The sequence below is a fragment of the Colwellia polaris genome, assembly GCF_002104515.1.
GTDB classification, from domain to species: domain Bacteria; phylum Pseudomonadota; class Gammaproteobacteria; order Enterobacterales; family Alteromonadaceae; genus Cognaticolwellia; species Cognaticolwellia polaris.
Window position 1 is genome coordinate 18600 of sequence record NZ_NBOE01000006.1, and the last position, 21437, is coordinate 40036.

Genomic DNA, 21437 nt, shown 5'->3' on the forward strand with positions numbered 1-21437 from the left:
AAAGTGTATTGTTAAATCAGCAATACAAGGAGAGCAATAAAGTGATAAATGAAACATTAGTTGAGTTATCGCGGTGGCAGTTTGCTATTACCGCATTATTCCATTTCTTATTTGTTCCGTTAACTCTAGGGTTAACGTGGATTTTATTTATTATGGAATCTGTTTACGTTATGACAGGTCGAGAGATCTATCGTGACATGACAAAGTTCTGGGGAAAATTATTCGGTATTAACTTTGCTATTGGTGTAGCTACTGGCTTAACCATGGAGTTCGAATTTGGCACCAACTGGTCATATTACTCTCATTATGTCGGTGATGTTTTTGGTGCGCCATTGGCTATTGAAGGCTTAATGGCCTTTTTTCTCGAGTCTACCTTTGTAGGGATGTTTTTCCTAGGTTGGGACCGATTAAGTAAACGCCAGCATTTAATGGGTACTTTTCTTATGGCGCTTGGCACAAACCTTTCTGCACTCTGGATCTTGATTGCAAACGGTTGGATGCAAAACCCAGTCGGAAGTGAATTCAATTACATGACGATGCGAATGGAGCTGGTAAATTTTAGCGAAATAATTTTCAATCCAGTTGCACAAGTAAAATTTATCCATACGGTAGCGGGTGGCTATGTTGCAGGTTCAATGTTTGTATTGAGTATTAGCAGCTATTATTTACTTAAAGGGAGGGATGTTGCATTTGCGAAACGCTCTTTTTCTGTGGCAGCAGGCTTTGGTTTAGCGGCTATTCTTTCTGTTATTTTACTGGGCGATGAGTCAGGTTACGAAGTAGGTGAAGTGCAACGGGTAAAACTGGCCGCTATAGAAGCCGAGTATCATACTGAACCAGCACCTGCGGCATTTACTTTAATTGGTTTACCAGACGATGAAGCAATGGAAACCCATTATTCAGTAAAAATACCTTATGCGCTGGGTATTATTGCTACGCGCTCTTTAGACGAGGAAGTTATTGGTTTACGCGACTTACAAAAAGCGCATGAGCCTCGCATTCGTAACGGTATGATAGCTTATGAATACTTAATGAAATTAAGAAATGGTGAAGACACACCTGAGAATATTGTTAAGTTTAATGAAGTTAAACATGACTTAGGTTATGGATTACTACTTAAGCGTTATACCAATAATGTAGTTGATGCCACTGAAGCACAAATTCAAATGGCGGTTAAAGACTCTACACCTGCTGTAGCACCTGTTTTTTGGGCTTTTCGCATGATGGTAGCATCTGGTTTTATTATGTTATTGCTATTTGCTTTAGCTTTTTATTATAACGCTCGACGTGAAATTGAACAAAAACGCTGGCTATTAAAAGCAATATTTTTTGCCTTACCGCTACCCTGGGTAGCAATAGAAACAGGTTGGTTTGTAGCTGAATTTGGCCGTCAGCCTTGGGCTATTAGTGAAATTTTACCAACATTTTTATCTACGTCTGATCTCGCTGTAGGCGATGTTATGTTTTCTCTTGTTGCCTTTATTGTTGTTTATAGCATTTTGTTTGTTATTGAAATGTATTTGATGATTAAGTTTGCACGCCTAGGTCCGAGTTCATTACATACTGGACGTTATCATTTTGAACAAGCACCAGAGTTAACATCTGGTCTTCGCAGCCAGAATTCTTAAGGAGAAAATACATGTTTGATTACGAAACATTAAAATTTATATGGTGGTGCCTTATTGGTTTTCTTTTTATAGGGTTTGCGATTACCGATGGAATGGATATGGGGGTAGGCGGTCTATTACCATTTGTAGCGAAAAGTGATGCTGAAAGTCGAGTGGTAATTAATACCGTGGGTGCTCATTGGGATGGTAACCAAGTATGGTTTATCACTGCTGGTGCATCTTTATTTGCTGCGTGGCCTTTAGTGTATGCAACCGCTTTTAGCGGATTTTACTTTGCGATGATGCTAACCCTATTTAGTTTGTTTTTACGTCCGTTGGCTTTTGATTATCGCAGTAAAATAGATTCTTTAAAGTGGCGTACTAATTGGGACAAGGCGCTGTTTGTTGGTTCAATGGTGCCGCCATTAGTTTTTGGTGTCGCTTTTGGTAATTTACTACAAGGTGTGCCTTTTAATTTCGATTCATTAATGCGGGTAACGTATACAGGTTCATTTTTTGCGCTGTTTACTCCATTTACGCTCTTAACCGGTATCGTGAGTGTAGCCATGATGCTAATGCATGGCTCAACTTGGTTGGTAATGAGAACAGATGAAGACGTTGCTCAGCGTTCAGCTAACTTTGGACGTGTTATAGCAATAGTGTTATCGGTTTCTTTTATTATTGCCGGCTTAATGGTTTGGCATAATGTTGATGGCTATTTGGTTGTTAGCGCTATTGATACATTAGGGCAATCACAGCCAACCATCAAAAGTGTAGTAACAAGTTCAGGTGCTTGGTTAACTAACTATAAAGAGACGCCATTATTATGGTTAGTACCAATTACAGGCATACTTGCACCATTTTTAGTTGCCGCTTTACTGAGTGTTAAGAAAAAAAGCACATCAGTAAAAGTTACCGCTTTCATTGGAAGTTCTATCACAATTATTAGCATAATTTTAACCGCTGGTATTTCGATGTTTCCTTTTGTTATGCCTTCAAGTAGTCATCCTAGCCATAGTTTACTGATGTGGGACACTGTTTCGAGTGAGGGCACGTTAAATCTTATGCTTATTGTGGTGGCTATATTTGTACCTATAATTTTGGGTTATACAATTTGGTGTTACAAAAAGATGTGGCGAACAGTTACTGTTGCTGAAATTGAGCAAAACAGTCATACCGCCTATTAATTTAGTTGGAATTAAACTGAGCGTAACAGTGATAAAAGTAACGTTACACTCAGCAATATATAAAATAATTGAGGAAAAATAATGTGGTATTTCAGTTGGATATTAGGAGTATTACTCGCCGTTGCTTTAGGTATTATTAACGTGATGTGGTACGAAATGGAGCAACACATAGACAATGTTTCTAAAGATCAAAATAGTGATGAAGAATAATTTTTTTAGTTATTAAAACAATGAGCTAGTACTACACAGGTTATTATGACAGAGCAAAGTGCAAAACAAAAAAAGCAAGTTAATAGCTGGCTCAAATATCAAAGAAAATACGCTCACGGTAAGCTAAGTCGTGCTATTGCATTTGGATCATTAAATGGACTATTAATGATTCTACAAACTGGAGTGCTTGCTTACCTTATTGATTTATTTATATTTGCTGAAACAGATGTGAGTTTGAATAAAAGCGAAATTACGGCAGTTAATAGCAATGTGATTTTTAATGATACAACACTAATAATTATATTATTGGTGTTGGTTATTTGTTGCAGGGCTGCTTTAGGCTATTTTAGTGAGTGTTATAGCCGTCGTGGTGCTATGGATATTAAGGCGAACATTCGTTCCCGTTTACTCAATAGATTATTTCAATTTGGTCCGGCTTTTACACAGACTAAAGGTAGTGCCAAGTTAGCTAATTTACTGCATCAAGGCATAGATTCGTTAGAGGATTATTTTGCGGGCTACCTTCCTGTTATTGCTTACTGTGCGGTTATTCCTATAGCAATACTTGTTGCTGTGTTTCCCGTTGATTGGCAATCAGGTTTAATTTTATTAGTAACTGCGCCTATGGTGCCATTTTTTATGATACTTATTGGTCATAAAGCACAGCGTTTAAATGAAGAGCATTGGTCTAAGTTACAGCGAATGAGTAGTCATTTTCTTGATATAATACAAGGGCTAACCCAACTTAAAATATTCAACGCTTCGCGCAGAGAAATTGCTGCAGTTAAAAAAATTAGCGACGACTATGGTGATGAAACCATGGGGATTTTAAAAATTGCTTTTCTTTCGTCGTTTGTTTTAGAGTTTTTGGCGTCTATTTCAATAGCATTAGTCGCAGTTATATTAGGTTTTCGTTTATATTATGGTGATGTTGATTATCTTTTGGCTTTATGGGTTTTATTACTCGCCCCTGAGTTTTATTTACCTTTTAGGCAACTAGGTGCGCAGTACCATGCAAAAATGGCCGGGGTAACAGCTGCCGAAGATCTTGTTGATATTTTAAATTCCCCGCTGTTATCTAACTCGCAAGAAATAATATTTACTGATCCTATTTCCATTAAACTTGAGCAAGTAGATTACGCATACCCCGATCGTTGCAATGCCCTTACTCATGTTGATATTGAGTTTTCATCACCAGGCTTATATGCCGTTATTGGTGAAAGTGGTTCGGGGAAATCAACACTCATTGATATGGTATTGGGCTTTATTGCGCCTAGTGCTGGTAAAGTAACAATAAATGGTAATCGACTATCTTCTGAAAATAGAGATCACTGGTTAAAACATTGCGGGTGGATCTCACAGCAAGCACAAGTTTTTTATGGCTCACTAGCCTTTAATGTCGGGTTGTCAGAAACTTATCAAAATGAGCGTGTGATAGAAGCGCTTGAAAAATCAGGATTAGCTGATTTTGTAAAAAACCTTGAGTTAGGCGTTGAAACTATTATTGGTGAAGGCGGTGCTGGCCTTTCAGGCGGGCAAATACAGCGTTTAGCGTTGGCGAGAGTGTTTTATCATCAACCTGATGTTTTAATACTTGATGAGCCTACTAGTCACCTTGATCAAAATACAGAGGAGATTGTCACTGCTTCAATTAATGAATATGCTGAAAACCATATTGTGATTGTTATTGCCCACCGTTTACACACGGTTATTGGCGCTAAAAACATCATTGTACTTGAACAAGGAAAAGTTATTGAGTCGGGCAATCACCAAGCACTGTTAGAACGTAATGGCTATTATGCACAACAGGTGAAAATATGAAAATTTATCTAAGTGTTGAAAACCAGAGCATAGAGGTAGGCAAATGAAAATATTTTTTCGCTTAATTATTTTATTTAAACCTCAGCTGCCTTTAATGTTACTCGGTGCGTTTTTATCCGTTATTACCGTGTTAGCGAATATTAGTTTATTGGCTGTTTCTGGATGGTTTATTACATTGATGGCCATTGCCGGCACAACCGGCATTACAGTGAATTACTTTACCCCGGCAGCCATTATTCGGTTTTTAGCAATAGTGCGAACAGCGGGACGATACGCAGAGCGTATGTTAACGCACAGAGCGACATTTAATGCACTGGCACATTTACGGCATTATTTTTATCAACAGCTTGAGCCCTTATTGCCTTATTATCAGCTTGATTTGCGCTCAGGTGATTTGCTCGCTCGCTTGCAGCAAGATATCGACAATTTAGATAATTTTTATCTACGTGTGCTGCTCCCAATTGTAGTCGCCTTAATTTCAGTACCCATTGTTTGCTATGCGCTCGCCATTTTTTCTCAAACTATTGCTTTGCTTATGTTAAGTACGTTATTAATTGTTGCTATAGTTTTACCCGTGATCAGTTATCTAGTATCAACTGAACTTGCCAAAGAAAAAACTCATTTAGAGGGGCACCTCACCACAGAGTTAGTTAATGGTATAGGTGCAATTAAAACATTATTAGTTTACCAAGTAGGCATAAGCTATCAGCGTTCAATAGCAAATATTACACGAAAATATTACGCGGTGCGTTATCGCTTAGTTAAAATTAATGCTGGTTTAAATGCGATAACCTTTTTACTCATCAACCTATCGGCGCTAGCGTGCTTATTCATTTTATTGCCACAACTATCTAGTGGCGAAGTCGACAGTAAATCCTTGGTAGCTGTTATCTTACTGGTATTAGTAAGCTTCGAAACAGTAAGTAACATGCCATTAGCATTACAGTTATTACCGCAAAGTTTAGCTAGCGCGGCAAGGTTGTTTGCTATTATCGATAAAGAAAAACCTATTGATATTGGTGTTGAAGCTATTATGCGTAGCGATATTCATTTTAATAATTTAACTTTTAGTTATCCGGAACAAAAAAATAAGAGTTTAGTCGATATTAATTTATCAATTAGCGCAGGCGAAAAAGTCGCCATTATCGGGGCAAGTGGAGCAGGGAAATCAACCTTAGTTAATTTATTAATGGGCTTCTGGCCAACAGGTAAAGCGGTGTCAGAAACTAATCAATATAACAACGGTTTGATAACTATTGGTGAGCGTGATTTAAGTTTAATTAAACGTGAATCATTACGCGAACATATTGCCTTAATGAGTCAGCAGGGGCATATTTTTGATGCCAGTATTGCCGATAATTTACGCTTAGCAAATGATAAGGCAACTTTTGAAGAAATGCGTGAAGTTTGCCAATTAGTTAATCTACTCGATTTTATTGATAGCTTACCAAATGGGCTAGATACTTGGTTAGGCTCAACGGGGACTGGCTTGTCAGGTGGACAAGCCCAACGATTACAAGTAGCCCAATTATTACTTCGCTCTGCCAGTGTTCTTATTCTAGATGAGCCTACCAAAGGATTAGAGCGTCGCAACGAAGAACTCGTGATGAGTAATATATTAGCTCATGTAAAAAAGAACAAACAAAGCTTATTGGTTATTACACATAAACCACTGATGTTAGACAAAATGGATAAAATCATTGTAATGGAACATGGAAAAATTACTGCTCAAGGGAGCCATCAACAGCTTTATAGCAGCAATACGTATTACCAGACCCTACTTAATTATTTTTAGCCTAATTTAACTTTAGGCATATCGTGCTTTTAACCTTAATAAATAGCACCACAAACACGTTATGGAGAATGTTATCAAAACAAAAAGCATTAATATGTTAATAGCCTGTACTTCGTCATTACTGATATTTTTTGCAAATGCAGAGGAGGGAGCTGTTAATCCACTAACCTTGGAAGCAAGGACATTAGCAAAAGCTTTTGGTGGTGACTTAAAAGCGGTATTAAAAACTTCTATGAAATCTGGAGGTCCTGAAAGTGCGCTACAAGTTTGTAACCTTCAAGCGGGAGCCATTGCTCATAAAAGTGCTATTTCATCAGGTTGGAACATAGGACGTACAGCACTGAGAGTGAGAAATATAAGTAATGCGCCAGATGAGTGGGAGCTGAACACTCTGCGTCAATTTGAACAGCGTAAAGAGGCAGAAGAGACTCTAAAGCACATGGAGTATTCTGAGGTAGTTAAAACAGGTGAAAAATCAGTATATCGCTATATGAAAGCAATACCCACTGGCGAGGAATGTACAACGTGTCATGGGAATAATATAGATGAAAAAATTAGCGGTAAAATTAAATTACTGTATCTAAATGATCAAGCTACTGGTTTTAATGTTGGTGATATTCGAGGTGCATTCACACTCGAGAAAACACTTAATTAGTACTGCGCTTAAATAACACTTATGTACTTTTAACTGTGTTTATTTAAGTTGTAAACGCTTTTAGGTTAATTGATTTTTTAATAAAAAAAATCCATTGGTGAAGTTCAAAACTCATACCTATAATCAGCCGAGTTCGGTTCGTTGAAACATAACTGATTTATGTCGCCTGCTGATATTGGTATATTGCACGGCTCTTCTTAAACGCATTTAAAACCTATGGGATCAGCTTCGTTGAAATTACTAGAACTTTGGTCTGCCTTGAATAAACTTAAATAAGTAATAAATTGCAGACGAAAAAAAACCTTAACATTGCTATTAAGGTTTCGTTTCTTCTCGTTAGAGAATAAATGGTGCCGACTGCCGGAGTCGAACTGGCGACCTACTGATTACAAGTCAGTTGCTCTACCAACTGAGCTAAGTCGGCACACGAAGAACGTGTGCGATAATTATGTTCTAGGAACTAATTATCTTGGCACCGAATCAACATCGGAACTTGTTGATTCTACAGTTAACTTAATTAAAAGCTAAAAGTGTAAATGGTGCCTCGACCCGGAATCGAACCAGGGACACGAGGATTTTCAATCCTCTGCTCTACCGACTGAGCTATCGAGGCACATTAACAATCAATTTGATTGCTCTGTACATTGTCTTCTTGGCTGTGCCTTGAAGACGGGGCGTATTAAACTGTTTTTCGTTTACCCCGTCAACCCTTTTTTTTAAATAAATGTTTGTTTGCCGATTTTTTCTACGTATTGTGCTTTTATGGAGCAGTTTTGTGGTTTTATTTCTTGTTTTGGCCGTTATTGGGGGATCTAAAGATTAAAATATCGAGGGAGAGTTCTATTAATTTTGGGGTTGAGTAAGAAAAAATTAATCACAAAAAGGTGCAATTTAATTATTTTTTATAAATTAAATGCAAAAAAGCAGGTAAATAATATTTATTTCCCTGCTTTTTTTAAATTTACTACGCGGTAATTATTTTTTTTCTGGGGTGTAACCTTCGATTTCAGGTTCTTTACCGTCGAATAAATACCCAACCATGGCAGTTTCTAAAAATGCACGGTCGTCGGGGTTCATCATGTTCATTTTCTTTTCGTTAATTAGCATGGTTTGCTTTTTTTGCCAAAGCCCCCAAGCTTCTTTCGAAATATTGTCAAAAATACGTTTGCCAATTTCACCCGGATAAAGTTGAAAACCAAGGCCTTCGGCTTCTTTTTGTAAGTTTTGGCAAAAAACGGTGCGGCTCATAATCAATTCTCTTTTTGTCTAATGTATTTGTATGGATAAATTAGTTAAACAGGTAGTTGTTCAAGCTGTTTAATTAATTTTTGCGTTGAAGCAGCTAAACCCACTGACGCGACTGTGGCTAAATTGTACCATTGCAAGGTGCTATTTTCGCAAATTTCTTTTGCGGGTAGCATTTCGCAGTCTACAACAATAGCCTCTATGTCGAGATGAAAATGGCTAAATGTATGGCGAAACTTGTCTAACGCGAATGTGCTGGTTTGTTTTAGGTTAAGTTTAGTTAACAAGCTAGGCAGTTCGCTAGTATCTGACATTTCTAGAAAACACCATAAGCCTCCCCAAATACCTGCAGGAGGGCGCTTTTCCATCAGTACTTGTTGTTGAACGCGTGGAATAACCATAATAGTGTGTTTTTCAGGTATGGTTTTCTTCGGCTTTTTTTGTGGATAGCTTGCTTGCTCGTCGCTAGCACTTGCTAAGCAGCTAGCATTAAGCGGGCAAATGTCACACTTAGGTTTAGAGCGAGTGCAAACCATAGCGCCTAAGTCCATCATGGCCTGATTAAACTTTGCAACGCCAACTTTTGGTGTTAATGCTTCAGTAATTGGCCATAAGGTTTTTTCATAAATAGCCTGGCCCGCATGGCCTTGTACTTTGTAGCAGCGCGCTAAAACGCGTTTTACGTTTCCGTCTAAAATTGCATGGTGCTTATTTAACGCTAAGCTTAATATTGCACCAGCAGTTGAGCGACCAATACCGGCTAAGGCAATAACCTCGTCAATATTTTCAGGGAATTTTCCTTGGTATTCGTCGCGTATTATTTTAGCTGTTTTGTGAAGGTTTCTTGCTCGTGCATAGTATCCAAGGCCGGTCCAGTGATGTAGTACGCTATCTTCATCTGCATTGGCTAAATCGATAATATTAGGAAAGCTTTCCATAAACCTTAAATAGTAAGGGATAACTGTTGCTACTTGCGTTTGCTGTAGCATAATTTCAGAAATCCAAACACGGTAAGGGGTTTTGTCTTGCTGCCATGGCAAGTGTTTTCTGCCTTGCAACTCAAACCAAGATAATACTTGGCCGCTAAATTGTTGCGCAGATTTGGCTGATATAGTGGTTTTATTTGTCATAATGGCGACAGTGTAGCGAATAAAGCTGAGATTTTCATTGCAAAAATTTCTATTGCCACTATCCTCACGCTCAAGAGTAAATATTTATAAAAATTAGCCTTGGCTTGGGCCAAGTCGTAAGGATTTAAAATGAAAATAGATGCAAAAAACCGTAGCAACCGTTTACGTAAAAAATTACGTGTTGATGAGTTTCAAGAGTTAGGTTTCGATATTGCGTGGAAACTAGATGATGGCGCTGATGATGAAACAATTGATGCATTTTTAACGAAATTTTTTGATGAAGCAATTGATCCAAACGGTTTAGGCTTTGGCGGTGAAGGCGATACTTTATGGCATGGTTTAATCTGTACACAGCAATTAGGTAAGTGTACTGAAGAGCATCGCCAATTAGTTGATAAGTGGTTAACAGATAATGGCGCTAGCTCAGTTACGGTAGGTCCATTATACGACGTTTGGTGGGCAGAGTAATCATTTAGCCTAACATCCGTTAAGTGCTATTCAAGCTAGCACCTTGCTAGCTTGAATAGCGTGATTTAGAAGTGATATTTTGCTAATAAATTTAAATTTTTCTCGTCAACCCCATCTATCCCAAACTTATTTTGCCAATAAACATATTCAAACCCAACAAAGAAGTTTGTCTTTAAATTTAAGTGCTCTGCTAGATTGTACTTTAATTGAGAAGTCAAATTCATACTTGAATGCTGATCTCCAGTTGCAATAACATAGTCAATAAAACCGTCATAAGTTAATGGGCCAATAGGTAGCGCCCAAGTAAAGGTAACTTGTTGATTGTTTTTTGCTGAGTCATTATTGCGGTGATAAATGTTGATGTTAGCGTAAGTAAAGTTAGGGATATTTAGCTTGGTACCTAGACCAACTAAGTAATGAGTGAAACCATCGCCAATTTCTGCTGTTGTAGCAATATAGATATTTTCGAATGCTTGATTTTTATAATCTGAAATTTGCAGCCGAGGCGCAATTTCAGCATAAGTTTCTTTGTCGCCATTTGATGAGTGAAGACGATCAACAAATAAAAAGCTATCTCCCCAGCTATAACCCGCGGCATGTTCGAAGGTAAATACAGTACGTTTATTATCACCAACTTCATAATCGTTGCCTCGCAATAATGTGGCACTGACATCTGACCATAATGTTTCTGCAACACTATTAAAGGCGGTAATTGCGCTAAACGTAAATATTGCTATGGTATATAGCTTCATATAATTTCCTTATTCGGTTTTAAATTGTGACACTAAACTTTGCAACTGATGCTTCTGTACATCAAGTTCATTCATTACCTGTGATGTACTGTCTGATAATATAGATATTTCTGTTGCCATGTCAGCAATTTTCGTCACATTCTGATTAAGTTCATCAATTACACTTGCTTGCTCTTTGGTTGCGGTTGCTACTTGAACGTTCATCGCGGTAATTTCTTTGATATCAGAAACCACTTCGCTCAATACGAGCTTCGCGTCATTTGTTTTGCTTAGCCCTTGTGTTGCCAAATTGGTATTTTCCTGCATGGCACTTACTGTTTCGTTGGCTTGTCCTTGTAAGCGTTGTATAACGTCGTTTATTTCTTTTGTCGAGCTTTGAGTTCTTCCGGCTAAGGTGCGTACTTCGTCAGCAACAACGGCAAATCCACGACCTTGTTCGCCGGCTCTGGCTGCCTCAATAGCGGCATTTAGTGCAAGTAAATTTGTTTGTTCAGAAATACTACTGATAGTGTCAATTACCGAGCTTATGGTTTGTGTTTGTAGCGCTAATTGGGTTATTTTTTCTTGGGTAGTATGATTGCTTTCTTGGAGCTTAAGCATAACATCACTAGATTCATCAACCCTCTGACTTGAAACGCTAATTTGTTTTTCTGACGTTTCTGTTTTAGTGGCTGTACTGCCTGCTAGTTCGCTAACTTCTTGAATGCTATGGCTCATTTCATTTGTTGCGGTTGCCACAGATTCAGATTCTATTTGTTGACTCATCACTAAGCTGTTTACGGTGTTGCCCATTTCTCGTAATTGCTCGAAAGATGTTGTCATAACATTTTCTGCTTTTTTTATCTCAACCATAATCTCTTGAACTTTAATTAAAATGGCATTAAAACCTTTAGCTAGCAGCCCAAGCTCATTGGTTCGACTATCGTCTAATCGTAAGGTTAAATCACCCCCTATATCTGCCATTTCAAGTAATCTATCGCCGATCAGTACAATGGGTTTTGTGATGCGATTAGCAACCAATACCATTAGTAAAATAAAACTTATTACAATAATAAGTGTAAATATGGCTGTTTTACTTAGCGCTGTATGAATTTTTGATAATGGCTCTGACTGAGGTAGCATTGCGAAAACTTTCCAGTTTACTTCAGGCAAACCAACACTAGCAACGTAGAAGTGATCACCGTTATGTGTTACATGATCAAAAATATAATCGCTTCCATTAGTGAGTAACTTCCCACTTGTACTACTAAAGCCATCGAGTTGTTGTAATGTTTTCGAAGCAAGCTTTTCTATTTGTGGATGTATGATGACGTTACCTTGATAATCAGTCACAAAGACATAACCATTTTCGCCTACTTTATTTGATAATATGTCAGCACTAATTTCATCTACAGGATAGCCCAAACCTGCAATCGCTAAGTTTTTTCCGCCGTGCTCTACTTTATAATTAATAAATGCGGTTAATTTTGATGTGCCTTCCTCGAGATCAAACGCTATTTCAAAAGGCTTGTTTTGTTGTATAAATTTATAAAACCAAGCATCAGTTTGTTGATTTATAGTTTTAATTACACCGGTTTGATTAAGATAGTTATTAGAAACATTCGACACCCAAAAAACCGTTAATGCATTATTCTTCTCTTGCATATGCTTAAGGAAATCGACAGCTTGTTGTTGTCCACTTTCGGGCTCTCCTGCCATAGCCCAGTCAATTAAAAATTTGTTTTGTGTAATGGATTTAGAAAGCTCAAGTGGTGTACTAAGTTTAAGTTTTATTCTAGCTTCAATTTTTGCTAATTGGTTTGGGAGTAAATCCTGTTCAATATTACGTTCAAAAACAGAAGTGAAAATATTACTGTTTAGGGCAAGTGTGACAATAGACAAAGTGACCAGTGAAGCTGAAATTACTACAATAAGTGATTTTCTTATTGAAATGTTATTAAGCCAATTACTCACAAGTACCTCTCGTTAATTTTCTTGTTTATACTATAGTTGTAGACCACTAAAACTTATTTCACAATTTGCACAGGTAAAGTTATTTGTGTTTGAATTTATTTGCTGAAACATAGATAATATGCGCCTTGATTTTTCTTTAAGAACGACTATGACTGAAAGAACCCATAAAACTATTGAGCAAGCAGAACAAGAAGGTAAGTACATTCGAAAAGTACGTAGCTTTGTTAAACGTGAAGGGCGCCTGACTAATGGTCAAGCTAAAGCCTTAGAAGAGTTTTGGGGTACTATGGGCTTAAACCACACAGATGGTTTACTTGATTTTAGTACTTTGTTTGCAAACAATAATCCTGTTGTGCTTGAAATAGGTTTTGGTATGGGCAAGTCGCTGGTAGAAATGGCAAAAAATGCCCCTGAGCTTAACTTTATTGGTGTTGAAGTTCATCGTCCTGGTGTTGGCGCTTGTATTGGTTTAGCACAGGAAGAAGGTGTAAATAACCTTAAAGTTTATGAGCACGATGCTATTGAAGTTTTAGCCGATTGTATTCCCGCTGAAAGTTTAACAACCGTACAGTTGTTTTTCCCTGATCCTTGGCATAAAAAGAAGCACCATAAGCGCCGTATTGTTCAAGCTAGTTTTGTTGAAGCTATTCGTGAAAAGTTAAAAGTTGGTGGTGTGTTTCATATGGCAACCGACTGGGAAAATTACGCTGAATGCATGTTAGAAGATATGACCTCGGCACCTGGTTACAAAAATTTATCAGCGAACAATGATTATGTACCACGTCCAGACTCTCGCCCATTAACTAAGTTTGAAGACCGTGGTCAAAACTTAGGTCATGGCGTGTGGGATTTACAGTTTGAAAAGTTAGCGTAATTTTGTAACGCGTATAAGCTTAACAAAGTAATTAATGAAAAAAGAGCGAAGTCGCTCTTTTTTTATCTTTGAAATATGCGTTTTAGCTTATACCGAGCGGATTAAATATTAATGAACTAACGGTGCAGTTTATCTCGTTCAACATGAAATAGGTGCTGACTATTTCGTAAGTTTCCCGTTGATTTTAACCATTGTTCATCAATAATCTCTCGCATTAATGCTGCTTGCAACACTCTACCTGCTGAAACACTCCAGTAAAGTATAGTCGCTTCTTGATGTGCAGAGTTATTCGGTAAATGCTCTGACCGTGTTTGCGACATTTCTTCAATAATATTCGCGATAACTTTGGGTTTTAATTCTTGTATTATTTGACGTTTAAATTGGGTGAAATGTTTAGCACGCATAAACTGCCAAATTAACCAAGCCAAAAACACAACCGCGATAACTGCAATAATTTCCAAAACTATACTCAAGTAATTCTATTTAAAATCGACAATATCATAACAGGATTTAAATCTTGTCTATATTTTTTTATGTTGTTTTTTATACTGTTTATTTTCAATTTTATCTTATGTAACCTGAACTCTGGATAATGAGTGCTTGAAACTCAAGTGAACCAAAAGCTTAGGTAATAAAGTAAATGCTATAGCCAGGTGAACATCACGAATAGATATCATCAATGCTTCATTTTATGCCATTTCCAAGGCAAAACGTTTATGAATAGCGGGCTATTTATCGACGTTTTAGCGCAGAAAATGGCTTAAAAGGGAACATTGAGCAAGTGCTGCTTATCCAGAGTTCAGGTTATGTAATAACCATCGTAAAACAAGACGGTGCAGTAATATGTTTAGGGTTTAAATTGTGCGCCTTCGTGCATTAATAATTTAGCCTTCAGTGCTAAACCACCAGCATAACCAGTTAACTTGCCATTACTACCAATAACTCGGTGACAAGGTACAATTAATGCGATTGGGTTGGCGCCATTTGCTGTACCTACTGCTCTAACGGCTTTTTCGTTATTAATACTTTTTGCGATCCAGCCATAACTTTTAGTTTCACCACAAGGTATTTCGGTTAATGCTTGCCACACTTGTTTTTGAAAGTTAGTACCTTTTGGCGCTAAGGGTAGATCAAAGTGCTTTCTCTCACCGCTAAAATATTCATCTAATTGTTTTACAACTTTAGTGAATTTACTGTGGTTTTCAGATAAGCCAGTAAAATCAATTGGAGATTTTCCAGTTTGAAAGGCGAGGGCACTTAACCCTTGCTCGTTTGCCGTTAAAGCAATTTCCCCTAATGGAGATTGATAAATACAGTAATACATGTTTTTGCGTCCTTAGAAATTTGTCTTTTGTACATTATTTTTATTGTGTTGCCAGCGATTGCCATAAATAAATAGCAGCATAAGCTCGCCAAGGGCGCCAATTTTCAGCCAATGTGAGTATATCTTTATTCTTAGGTTTAACTTCATTAAAAGTAAGGGCTTTAATAATGCCTAAATCAGCACTAGGAAATGCGTCTGGGTCGCTTAAACCTCGCATACCAATATAGTTGACTGTCCATGGCCCTATGCCTTTAAGTTTTGTTAATGAAGCTTCTAATTCTTCAATGGTTAAACCTTTGGAAAATATATTTTCATGTTGTTGAAAGTAAGTAACCCAAGTTTGTAATGTGGCAATGCGAGAGCGTGTTAAGCCAATGTCTTGATAATCTACATTCATGAGCGCTGCAATTTTTGGGAAGTACTTTGTTGTATTAATATTATCTGGCTGCTCAATATCAACAACATTTTCGCCATATTTTTCTACAATGCGTTGGGCCAAAGTTGTTGCGCCTTTAACCGATATTTGTTGACCTAAAATAGCTCGGATTGAAAACTCAAAAATATCCCAACAACCCGGTAAACGCAGACCTGGAAATTTTTCGATTACAGCTGCTAATGTGGGGTGAGATTTTAAATGCTGATGGATAAGTTGCATGTCGGCATCTAGGTCGAACATTCGTCTAACGCGGGCAATAATTTGATTTAAATAGCTATAGTCAGTTAAATTAACAGTAAGGTTTAAAGCACTTTTATTCTCGTGATGCGTTACTTTTATCCAGCCTTGGCAATTATCTAACTCTAGGGTACGAAAATAATGTTCTGTAGTAATATCTTCAATATTACTCATTTTTCTTGAACGAAAAAAGCTCAGCATTAATGGCCAGTCAAATGGTGCTTTATAGGGTAATAAAATAGTAACTTGGTTATCTGTTGTTGGTGATTTTTTACCTCTGATCTCACTTGGAGATACTTTGTAAGCCTGCAAAATTACTTCATTAAATCGACGGATACTGTTAAAACCTGCCGCGAAACCCACGTCAGTAATACTTAAACTTGTTGATATAAGTAATTTATGAGCAAGCAACAAACGTTGTTGATGAAAAAACTCACTCGGTGGAAGTCCATAATATTGCATAAACAAACGTCGAATTTGTCTGTCACTGGTTTCTAGTTGCTCAGCACATTTTTGCAAACTGTAATTATTCTCGTAATAGGCTTGGGTAATTTGTTTTATTTTTCTAGGTAATGGCAAATGTGGCGCAAGTTGCGGAAAACATCGTTTACAAGGTCGAAAGCCTGATTGTTGTGCAAGTTCAGCATTTGCATAGTAAGTGACATTTTCTGGCTTTGGAGGCCTTGCCGGACAAATAGGACGGCAAAAAATGCCCGTTGTGATCACCGCGGTAAAAAATTTACCATCGAAGCGAGCATCTCGACTTAAACGTGCATTTTCACAAACTTCTATACTGAACATACTTTTCCTAAATTTACTTTTTGAGCGCTAACTTAATTACTGAGTGATCATACGGCAGATAATGTAAATAACTAGCGATAATCGGACACCACCTAAAATATAAGCAATTTACTTTAAATTAACACTGATGAGGCATATAGTGATTAATAGATTAAATTAAAGCGATTAGTGTTATTACCCAAGCATAGCTATTTTTTAATCTGGTGAATATATTCAACTAAAGTTTGCTATTCCGCTAAGCTATAAGCTAAAACTTACAATAAACTAGCAATTGATAAATATAGGCATGAATAAAGTAATGAATGAAAAAAGTGCATTTAATAGTAAATTAAGCCGGCGTGTCTTTATTTACATTTTTTTGTGCAGTGCTTTATTGTCAGTGGCTTCTACTTTTATTCAATTGTATGTCGATTTTCAAGATGGTGTGGTAAGGTTAGATAAGCGTTTTGATAATATTGAATTAAGTTATAAGCAATCAATTTCTACTAGCTTATGGGATTTTAATGAGGAGCTCATCGAACAACAAATTGCCGGCGTACAGCGACTTCCCGATATTCGCCATGTGCAACTAACAACAACTTTTGGGAAAATATATCAAGTTGGTAACCGTGTAAAAGAAGCTAAAAAAGTTGAAAGCTACCCTATTGTTTTTGAAGGCACTGCAATAGGTAATATGACTATTTCTGCCGACTATCAAGATATATATAATCACTTATGGCAAAAAGCTGGTTTTATTGTTTTTACTGAATTTATTAAAATTTTTATCGTTGCACTCTGTACTTTTTTTATTGTTCATTGGTTTATCACCCGCCATCTATATCGAATTACCCTTTATTCTCAAGCGATGAGTGGAGATAGCTTAGACAGACCTTTAATGTTAGAGAATAGGAGCAATAAAACTGACGAACTCGACGAATTGGTTGCTGCAATTAACGATATGCGTCTGACACTTCAAAACGACATCATTAAACTAGAAGATGCTGAGAATGCATTGATTAACCTTAACGGTGATTTAGAAATTAAGGTTTATGAACGAACGTCGAAACTTTCTGAAAGTAATCAGCAATTACAGCGTTCGCTTGATGCACTAACCTTGGCCAAAGATCAATTAGTACAGTCAGAAAAAATGGCATCATTGGGGCAATTAGTAGCAGGTGTTGCACATGAGGTGAATACGCCGTTAGGTATTTGTGTTACGTCGCTTAGTGCGATGAAAGAAAAGTTTACTGAGCTGGAGCAATCGCTTAGTAGTGAAACTTTAACCAAAAAGCAACTAACTACGATGTTGGTTCTGTTTGAGGAATATGAAAAAATTATTGATCGTAGTCTACATAAAGCGGTTGATTTAATTCGAGGCTTTAAATCTGTAGCGGTTGAATATCATACCGATCCTAAAATAAAAATTAATCTATACCAACATGTTCATGACATTGTAAATACAGTGAAAACTTTATTTAAACAGAAAAATTATACAATTAATATACTTGTTAACGAGGATATTAATTTGGTTACTTTTCCCAGTGCTTGGAATCAAATATTAACGAATTTTCTGACTAACTCACATTATCACGGTTTTGAAAATACTCAAGATGGTGAAATTTCTATTAAATTTGAATTGAATGATGAAAGCCTTGTGCTGACTTATCAAGATAACGGTAAAGGGTTAGATGACAAAGTTAAAGACAAAGTATTCGATCCCTTTGTTACTACAAAGCGTGGTCTAGGCGGCTCAGGCTTAGGGATGAATATTGTGTATAACTTAGTTAATACTAAACTTCGCGGAAGTATTAAGCATGTATCTGTTGAACAAGGGTGCTGTTTTGTTGTTGAGGCACCTTTAGAGGGAAGCTCTAATGACACCGATAGCGAAGCTGGGCCGGAGTTAACCTTAATTCCATAGGTTTAATTCGATAGGCTTAATTCCATAGGCTTAATTCCATAGGCTAAACGTCATAAACTGATAAAGCTATTGGTTATAGTTTGTCGTCGCTTAATTAATTACTACCGCTCTTTCATCTCAATAATCAATACCTCATGGCTTAAGTCATGATTTAAAGCCACTAATTTATTTATACGCTAAGCTCTAAAGTTTAGGCTATACAAATAGGTATGCGGTTAATGTCCAAAGTACCCCTGCAAATGAAGCCGCTAGTGCGGCGGGTACAAGTTGTGATTTTACATGGTCCATTAAGTCACAGCCTGTTGTCATTGCACTTAGAATAGTGGTATCTGAAATTGGCGAACATTGATCACCAAAAACACTACCGTTTAATACTGTCGCGAAGCAAAGCATCATAAATAACTCTGGGTTTGCTACACCTTGGCTTTGACAAATTGCCCATGCTAGAGGCATTGCTAGCGGAAAAGCGATAGCATAAGTTCCCCAACTAGTACCGGTAGAAAATGCGATGATCATAGTGATTAGCTGCAAAATTACCGGTAAACACCAAAATGGCAGGTGCTCTCCTAGTAAAGACACCAAAAATAGCCCGCCTCCGGTTTCTTTACTAATACTGCCAATAATAACCGCGAGCATTAAAATCACTGAGGCAAATACCACTCCTTTTAATCCATTACCGAAACCTTCAACAACGTGGTCTAAAGACATACCTTTAATTAAAGCCATAATGGCAGAAAGCAAAAGTGCAGCGCCAAAAGCCCAGTTAATTTTAGGGGTCCCCAGTATTACAAAACTACCTACTGCAATGGCAGTTAAAGTAACTAAGGGTAAAATAAACTCAAGCACATGTGGTTTATAACCTTGAGGTATGTCTGTGCTTTGTAATTCTTTAGCACTTAATGGTTTGGCGTCAGGAGCGTCTAATTGGCCATAGGTTTCAGCACGAAATTTTGCTGCACGTATACGCTTACCTGAAAAAATAGTGACATTAAGACTAAGCAGCAATGTACCCATAACTGCAAACATACTGTAAAAACTAAATGGAATACTTTGAAAGAAAAAGCTAATGCGATCTGCTTCTGTGGCTAAAAAAGATACGCCGGGTATAAATATTAATGCTTGAACATAGGCTGGCCAAGCATTAAACGCTAATATTGATGCAATAGGAGAAGCCGTCGAGTCTACAATGTAACTCATTTCTTCGTGGCTTACTTTTGCTTTATCAGCTAAAGGTCGCACTGTTGTTCCTACTAACACTGTACTCATAGTGCCACCTTGGAAAAATAGCATACCAAGTAGCCATGAAACCACTTTCGCTGACTTTCTCCCTTTGACAAAGTGCTTAGTCATAAAATTGGCAAAAGCTTGTGCTGCACCTGTTTTCGACCATATACCTAATAAACCGCCAAGTAGCCATAAATACAACAATAACAACGCTGCTGTGCCTTCTTGTGCAAGATTAGGAATGATGACTTTATCGGTAAGATCATAACGACCGAGCATAATAGCGCCCACGACAACTCCGCCAAGTAATGCTGTTAGGGGCTCTCGGGTTAATAAGCATAAAATAATAGTTATTAAAGCGGGTAAAAGTGAGCCAATACCAAAATGAAAGGCCGGTTTAAGAAGTTTTAATTGTTGATTATCGTCTGTTACCCATTGCTGCTTAAGTGTTGGTGGTTTGCTTATATTGTTGAGGTTTTGTTGATTAAGCGGCGAGTTTTCGTAGCTAACTACAGCATCAATTATTACTCTTTTTTCTTTATAAATGTAACTCGAAACGCCTAGGGCATCAGTACTTACATCGTATACATAACTCTGTTCAACCCAATGAGGTGGAATAAACTGCTTAATATACACAGCCGACAATATGGCAAAAATAAAGGTAATTAATGCGATGCTATTATGTTTTTTTTGTACTTTTTCAGGCATTTGGTTTGGCATAAAAAATTATCTTTTTTAATTATCTATTTATTGAGATGTTTTTTATTCAGTCATAGCTACTTATGAAACTACTGAGTTAACGTGAAAAGCGCTATGCATAATTTATCTCTTAACGATAACAGATTTTAAAAGGTATGAAAGAGCATTGGTCTTGTTATGTTCACTTTTTAATGAGTAGCTAAATTAATATTTTAAAATATCTTAATTTAATAATTTTCAGGTGATTACGCTGGAAACTGTTGTAAGTTCACTTTGACTTTATCGCTTTGAGCATCTGCTATTGTTTTGTGTTTATCCCACGGTTCTTTATAATGGCAACAATATTTTTAGGAAGCCTTATATGAGCATTGTATATAAAACTAGAACTCAATTAGTTGTTGAAACACTTAGAGAAAAAATATTAAGTGGTGAGATTAAAGCAGGGCAACCTTTAAGACAAGCCGCGCTTGCAAGTGAGTTAAATGTTAGCAGAATTCCGGTTCGAGAGGCTTTATTGCAACTCGAAGGTGAGGGCTTAGTGGTTTTTGAACCGCATAAAGGAGCAACGGCAACTGAGCTTAATGCTGATCAAGTAGATGAGTTATTTGAGTTACGCGCTATACTTGAATCTGACTTGTTAGCTAATTCGTTGCCAAACATTAGTGACGAGAAACTAGAAGAAGCCACCTTGTTACTTGCAAAGTTAGATAAGGCGCTTGGTAAAGAAAATGCGGCTAACACTTGGAGTGAGCTTAACTCTAGTTATCACAATTGTTTGTATTCAGGCGCTAATCGACCACAAACTTTAGACTTGGTGAATACCCTTAATAAAAGTGCAGATCGCTATATTCGTATGCATTTACTTTGGGCTGGCGGTATCTCAAAAGCTGAATCTGAACACAATGACATTTTAGCATTCAGTAAAGCACGTAATATTGAAGCCGCAGTGGCGATGCTAAAACAACATATTCTGGGGTCACGCGATGAGATAAAGGCTTTCTTAGAAGCGCGAGAATCTAAAATGAATGGCTAACTAGTTGAATATCATGGTTATATTTACAATTGTTTAATGAGCTTATTTACCAAGATATTTAGTCTTTTTCTTCAAAACATACAAGA

The 21437-nt window shown here is 37.2% G+C and carries 18 protein-coding genes and 2 tRNA genes; 10 read left to right on the forward strand and 10 right to left on the reverse strand.

Annotation, left to right across the window (positions count from 1 at the left end; all coding sequences use genetic code 11):
- Window positions 1–41: 41 nt before the first annotated feature.
- From B6A32_RS10975 to B6A32_RS11000, 6 genes are all read left to right on the forward strand, one after another.
- On the forward strand, window positions 42–1628 hold the full coding sequence (locus B6A32_RS10975) for a cytochrome ubiquinol oxidase subunit I (RefSeq protein WP_085303934.1): 1587 nt from the start codon (window positions 42–44) through the stop codon (window positions 1626–1628).
- Window positions 1629–1639: 11 nt separating this feature from the next.
- Window positions 1640–2794, forward strand: a complete 1155-nt coding sequence (gene cydB / locus B6A32_RS10980; RefSeq protein WP_085303936.1) for a cytochrome d ubiquinol oxidase subunit II — start codon at window positions 1640–1642, stop codon at window positions 2792–2794.
- Window positions 2795–2875: 81 nt separating this feature from the next.
- Window positions 2876–3004 (forward strand): cytochrome bd-I oxidase subunit CydX, encoded by a 129-nt coding sequence (gene cydX / locus B6A32_RS10985; protein WP_085303938.1) that lies wholly within the window; start codon window positions 2876–2878, stop codon window positions 3002–3004.
- Window positions 3005–3049: 45 nt separating this feature from the next.
- Window positions 3050–4825, forward strand: coding sequence for a thiol reductant ABC exporter subunit CydD (gene cydD / locus B6A32_RS10990; protein ID WP_085303941.1), 1776 nt, complete (start codon window positions 3050–3052; stop codon window positions 4823–4825).
- Window positions 4826–4868: 43 nt separating this feature from the next.
- Window positions 4869–6620 carry a thiol reductant ABC exporter subunit CydC gene (gene cydC, locus B6A32_RS10995; protein WP_085303943.1) on the forward strand — a complete coding sequence of 584 codons (1752 nt, stop codon included), beginning with the start codon at window positions 4869–4871 and terminating at the stop codon, window positions 6618–6620.
- Between the two features lie 94 nt (window positions 6621–6714).
- The gene (locus B6A32_RS11000) at window positions 6715–7275 is read left to right on the forward strand and encodes a Tll0287-like domain-containing protein (RefSeq protein ID WP_085303945.1); all 561 of its coding nucleotides are present in this window, start codon (window positions 6715–6717) and stop codon (window positions 7273–7275) included.
- Between the two features lie 348 nt (window positions 7276–7623).
- On the opposite strand, the gene B6A32_RS11005 is transcribed toward B6A32_RS11000, so the two are convergent.
- The 4 genes from B6A32_RS11005 to mutY form a co-directional block, all read right to left on the reverse strand.
- Window positions 7624–7699: transfer RNA gene (locus B6A32_RS11005), tRNA-Thr, on the reverse strand.
- 113 nt (window positions 7700–7812) lie between these two features.
- Window positions 7813–7888: transfer RNA gene (locus B6A32_RS11010), tRNA-Phe, on the reverse strand.
- Between the two features lie 362 nt (window positions 7889–8250).
- On the reverse strand, window positions 8251–8523 hold the full coding sequence (locus B6A32_RS11015) for an oxidative damage protection protein (protein WP_085303947.1): 273 nt from the start codon (window positions 8521–8523) through the stop codon (window positions 8251–8253).
- Between the two features lie 44 nt (window positions 8524–8567).
- Window positions 8568–9650, reverse strand: coding sequence for an A/G-specific adenine glycosylase (gene mutY, locus B6A32_RS11020; RefSeq protein ID WP_085303949.1), 1083 nt, complete (start codon window positions 9648–9650; stop codon window positions 8568–8570).
- Between the two features lie 129 nt (window positions 9651–9779).
- Here mutY and B6A32_RS11025 point away from each other — a divergent pair, with 129 nt between their 5' ends.
- The gene (locus B6A32_RS11025) at window positions 9780–10118 is read left to right on the forward strand and encodes a YggL family protein (RefSeq protein WP_085303951.1); all 339 of its coding nucleotides are present in this window, start codon (window positions 9780–9782) and stop codon (window positions 10116–10118) included.
- 65 nt (window positions 10119–10183) lie between these two features.
- On the opposite strand, the gene B6A32_RS11030 is transcribed toward B6A32_RS11025, so the two are convergent.
- Both B6A32_RS11030 and B6A32_RS11035 read right to left on the reverse strand, forming a co-directional pair.
- Window positions 10184–10870, reverse strand: a complete 687-nt coding sequence (locus B6A32_RS11030; protein ID WP_085303953.1) for an outer membrane protein OmpK — start codon at window positions 10868–10870, stop codon at window positions 10184–10186.
- Window positions 10871–10879: 9 nt separating this feature from the next.
- Window positions 10880–12823 (reverse strand): methyl-accepting chemotaxis protein, encoded by a 1944-nt coding sequence (locus tag B6A32_RS11035; protein WP_085303955.1) that lies wholly within the window; start codon window positions 12821–12823, stop codon window positions 10880–10882.
- 148 nt (window positions 12824–12971) lie between these two features.
- Here B6A32_RS11035 and trmB point away from each other — a divergent pair, with 148 nt between their 5' ends.
- Window positions 12972–13697 (forward strand): tRNA (guanosine(46)-N7)-methyltransferase TrmB, encoded by a 726-nt coding sequence (trmB, locus tag B6A32_RS11040; protein WP_085303958.1) that lies wholly within the window; start codon window positions 12972–12974, stop codon window positions 13695–13697.
- 116 nt (window positions 13698–13813) lie between these two features.
- On the opposite strand, the gene B6A32_RS11045 is transcribed toward trmB, so the two are convergent.
- The 3 genes from B6A32_RS11045 to B6A32_RS11055 form a co-directional block, all read right to left on the reverse strand.
- A complete protein-coding gene (locus B6A32_RS11045; protein WP_085304319.1) occupies window positions 13814–14158 on the reverse strand; it encodes a hypothetical protein in 345 nt (114 codons plus the stop codon).
- A gap of 386 nt (window positions 14159–14544) precedes the next feature.
- The gene (locus B6A32_RS11050) at window positions 14545–15021 is read right to left on the reverse strand and encodes a methylated-DNA--[protein]-cysteine S-methyltransferase (RefSeq protein ID WP_085303960.1); all 477 of its coding nucleotides are present in this window, start codon (window positions 15019–15021) and stop codon (window positions 14545–14547) included.
- Between the two features lie 40 nt (window positions 15022–15061).
- On the reverse strand, window positions 15062–16495 hold the full coding sequence (locus B6A32_RS11055) for a DNA-3-methyladenine glycosylase 2 family protein (protein ID WP_085303961.1): 1434 nt from the start codon (window positions 16493–16495) through the stop codon (window positions 15062–15064).
- 298 nt (window positions 16496–16793) lie between these two features.
- Between B6A32_RS11055 and B6A32_RS11060 the strand changes: the two genes are divergently transcribed.
- Complete coding sequence (locus B6A32_RS11060; RefSeq protein ID WP_158088478.1) at window positions 16794–18395, forward strand: sensor histidine kinase; 1602 nt, start codon at window positions 16794–16796, stop codon at window positions 18393–18395.
- A gap of 195 nt (window positions 18396–18590) precedes the next feature.
- On the opposite strand, the gene B6A32_RS11065 is transcribed toward B6A32_RS11060, so the two are convergent.
- Window positions 18591–20339 (reverse strand): Na+/H+ antiporter NhaC family protein, encoded by a 1749-nt coding sequence (locus tag B6A32_RS11065; RefSeq protein ID WP_233131393.1) that lies wholly within the window; start codon window positions 20337–20339, stop codon window positions 18591–18593.
- Between the two features lie 340 nt (window positions 20340–20679).
- Between B6A32_RS11065 and B6A32_RS11070 the strand changes: the two genes are divergently transcribed.
- Window positions 20680–21351, forward strand: coding sequence for a GntR family transcriptional regulator (locus B6A32_RS11070; RefSeq protein WP_085303963.1), 672 nt, complete (start codon window positions 20680–20682; stop codon window positions 21349–21351).
- The last annotated feature ends 86 nt before the right edge of the window (window positions 21352–21437 follow it).

Bases quoted from the DNA above. Each gene is read 5' to 3' on its own strand.
- B6A32_RS11050 (WP_085303960.1), bottom strand. From the start codon at position 15,021: ATGTATTACTGTATTTATCAATCTCCATTAGGGGAAATTGCTTTAACG.
- cydC (WP_085303943.1), top strand. From the start codon at position 4,869: ATGAAAATATTTTTTCGCTTAATTATTTTATTTAAACCTCAGCTGCCT.
- trmB (WP_085303958.1), top strand. From the start codon at position 12,972: ATGACTGAAAGAACCCATAAAACTATTGAGCAAGCAGAACAAGAAGGT.
- B6A32_RS11065 (WP_233131393.1), bottom strand. From the start codon at position 20,339: ATGCCAAACCAAATGCCTGAAAAAGTACAAAAAAAACATAATAGCATC.
- B6A32_RS11015 (WP_085303947.1), bottom strand. From the start codon at position 8,523: ATGAGCCGCACCGTTTTTTGCCAAAACTTACAAAAAGAAGCCGAAGGC.
- B6A32_RS11070 (WP_085303963.1), top strand. From the start codon at position 20,680: ATGAGCATTGTATATAAAACTAGAACTCAATTAGTTGTTGAAACACTT.
- B6A32_RS11060 (WP_158088478.1), top strand. From the start codon at position 16,794: ATGAATGAAAAAAGTGCATTTAATAGTAAATTAAGCCGGCGTGTCTTT.
- cydB (WP_085303936.1), top strand. From the start codon at position 1,640: ATGTTTGATTACGAAACATTAAAATTTATATGGTGGTGCCTTATTGGT.
- B6A32_RS11000 (WP_085303945.1), top strand. From the start codon at position 6,715: ATGTTAATAGCCTGTACTTCGTCATTACTGATATTTTTTGCAAATGCA.
- B6A32_RS11055 (WP_085303961.1), bottom strand. From the start codon at position 16,495: ATGTTCAGTATAGAAGTTTGTGAAAATGCACGTTTAAGTCGAGATGCT.
- cydD (WP_085303941.1), top strand. From the start codon at position 3,050: ATGACAGAGCAAAGTGCAAAACAAAAAAAGCAAGTTAATAGCTGGCTC.
- B6A32_RS11025 (WP_085303951.1), top strand. From the start codon at position 9,780: ATGAAAATAGATGCAAAAAACCGTAGCAACCGTTTACGTAAAAAATTA.
- cydX (WP_085303938.1), top strand. From the start codon at position 2,876: ATGTGGTATTTCAGTTGGATATTAGGAGTATTACTCGCCGTTGCTTTA.
- mutY (WP_085303949.1), bottom strand. From the start codon at position 9,650: ATGACAAATAAAACCACTATATCAGCCAAATCTGCGCAACAATTTAGC.
- B6A32_RS11030 (WP_085303953.1), bottom strand. From the start codon at position 10,870: ATGAAGCTATATACCATAGCAATATTTACGTTTAGCGCAATTACCGCC.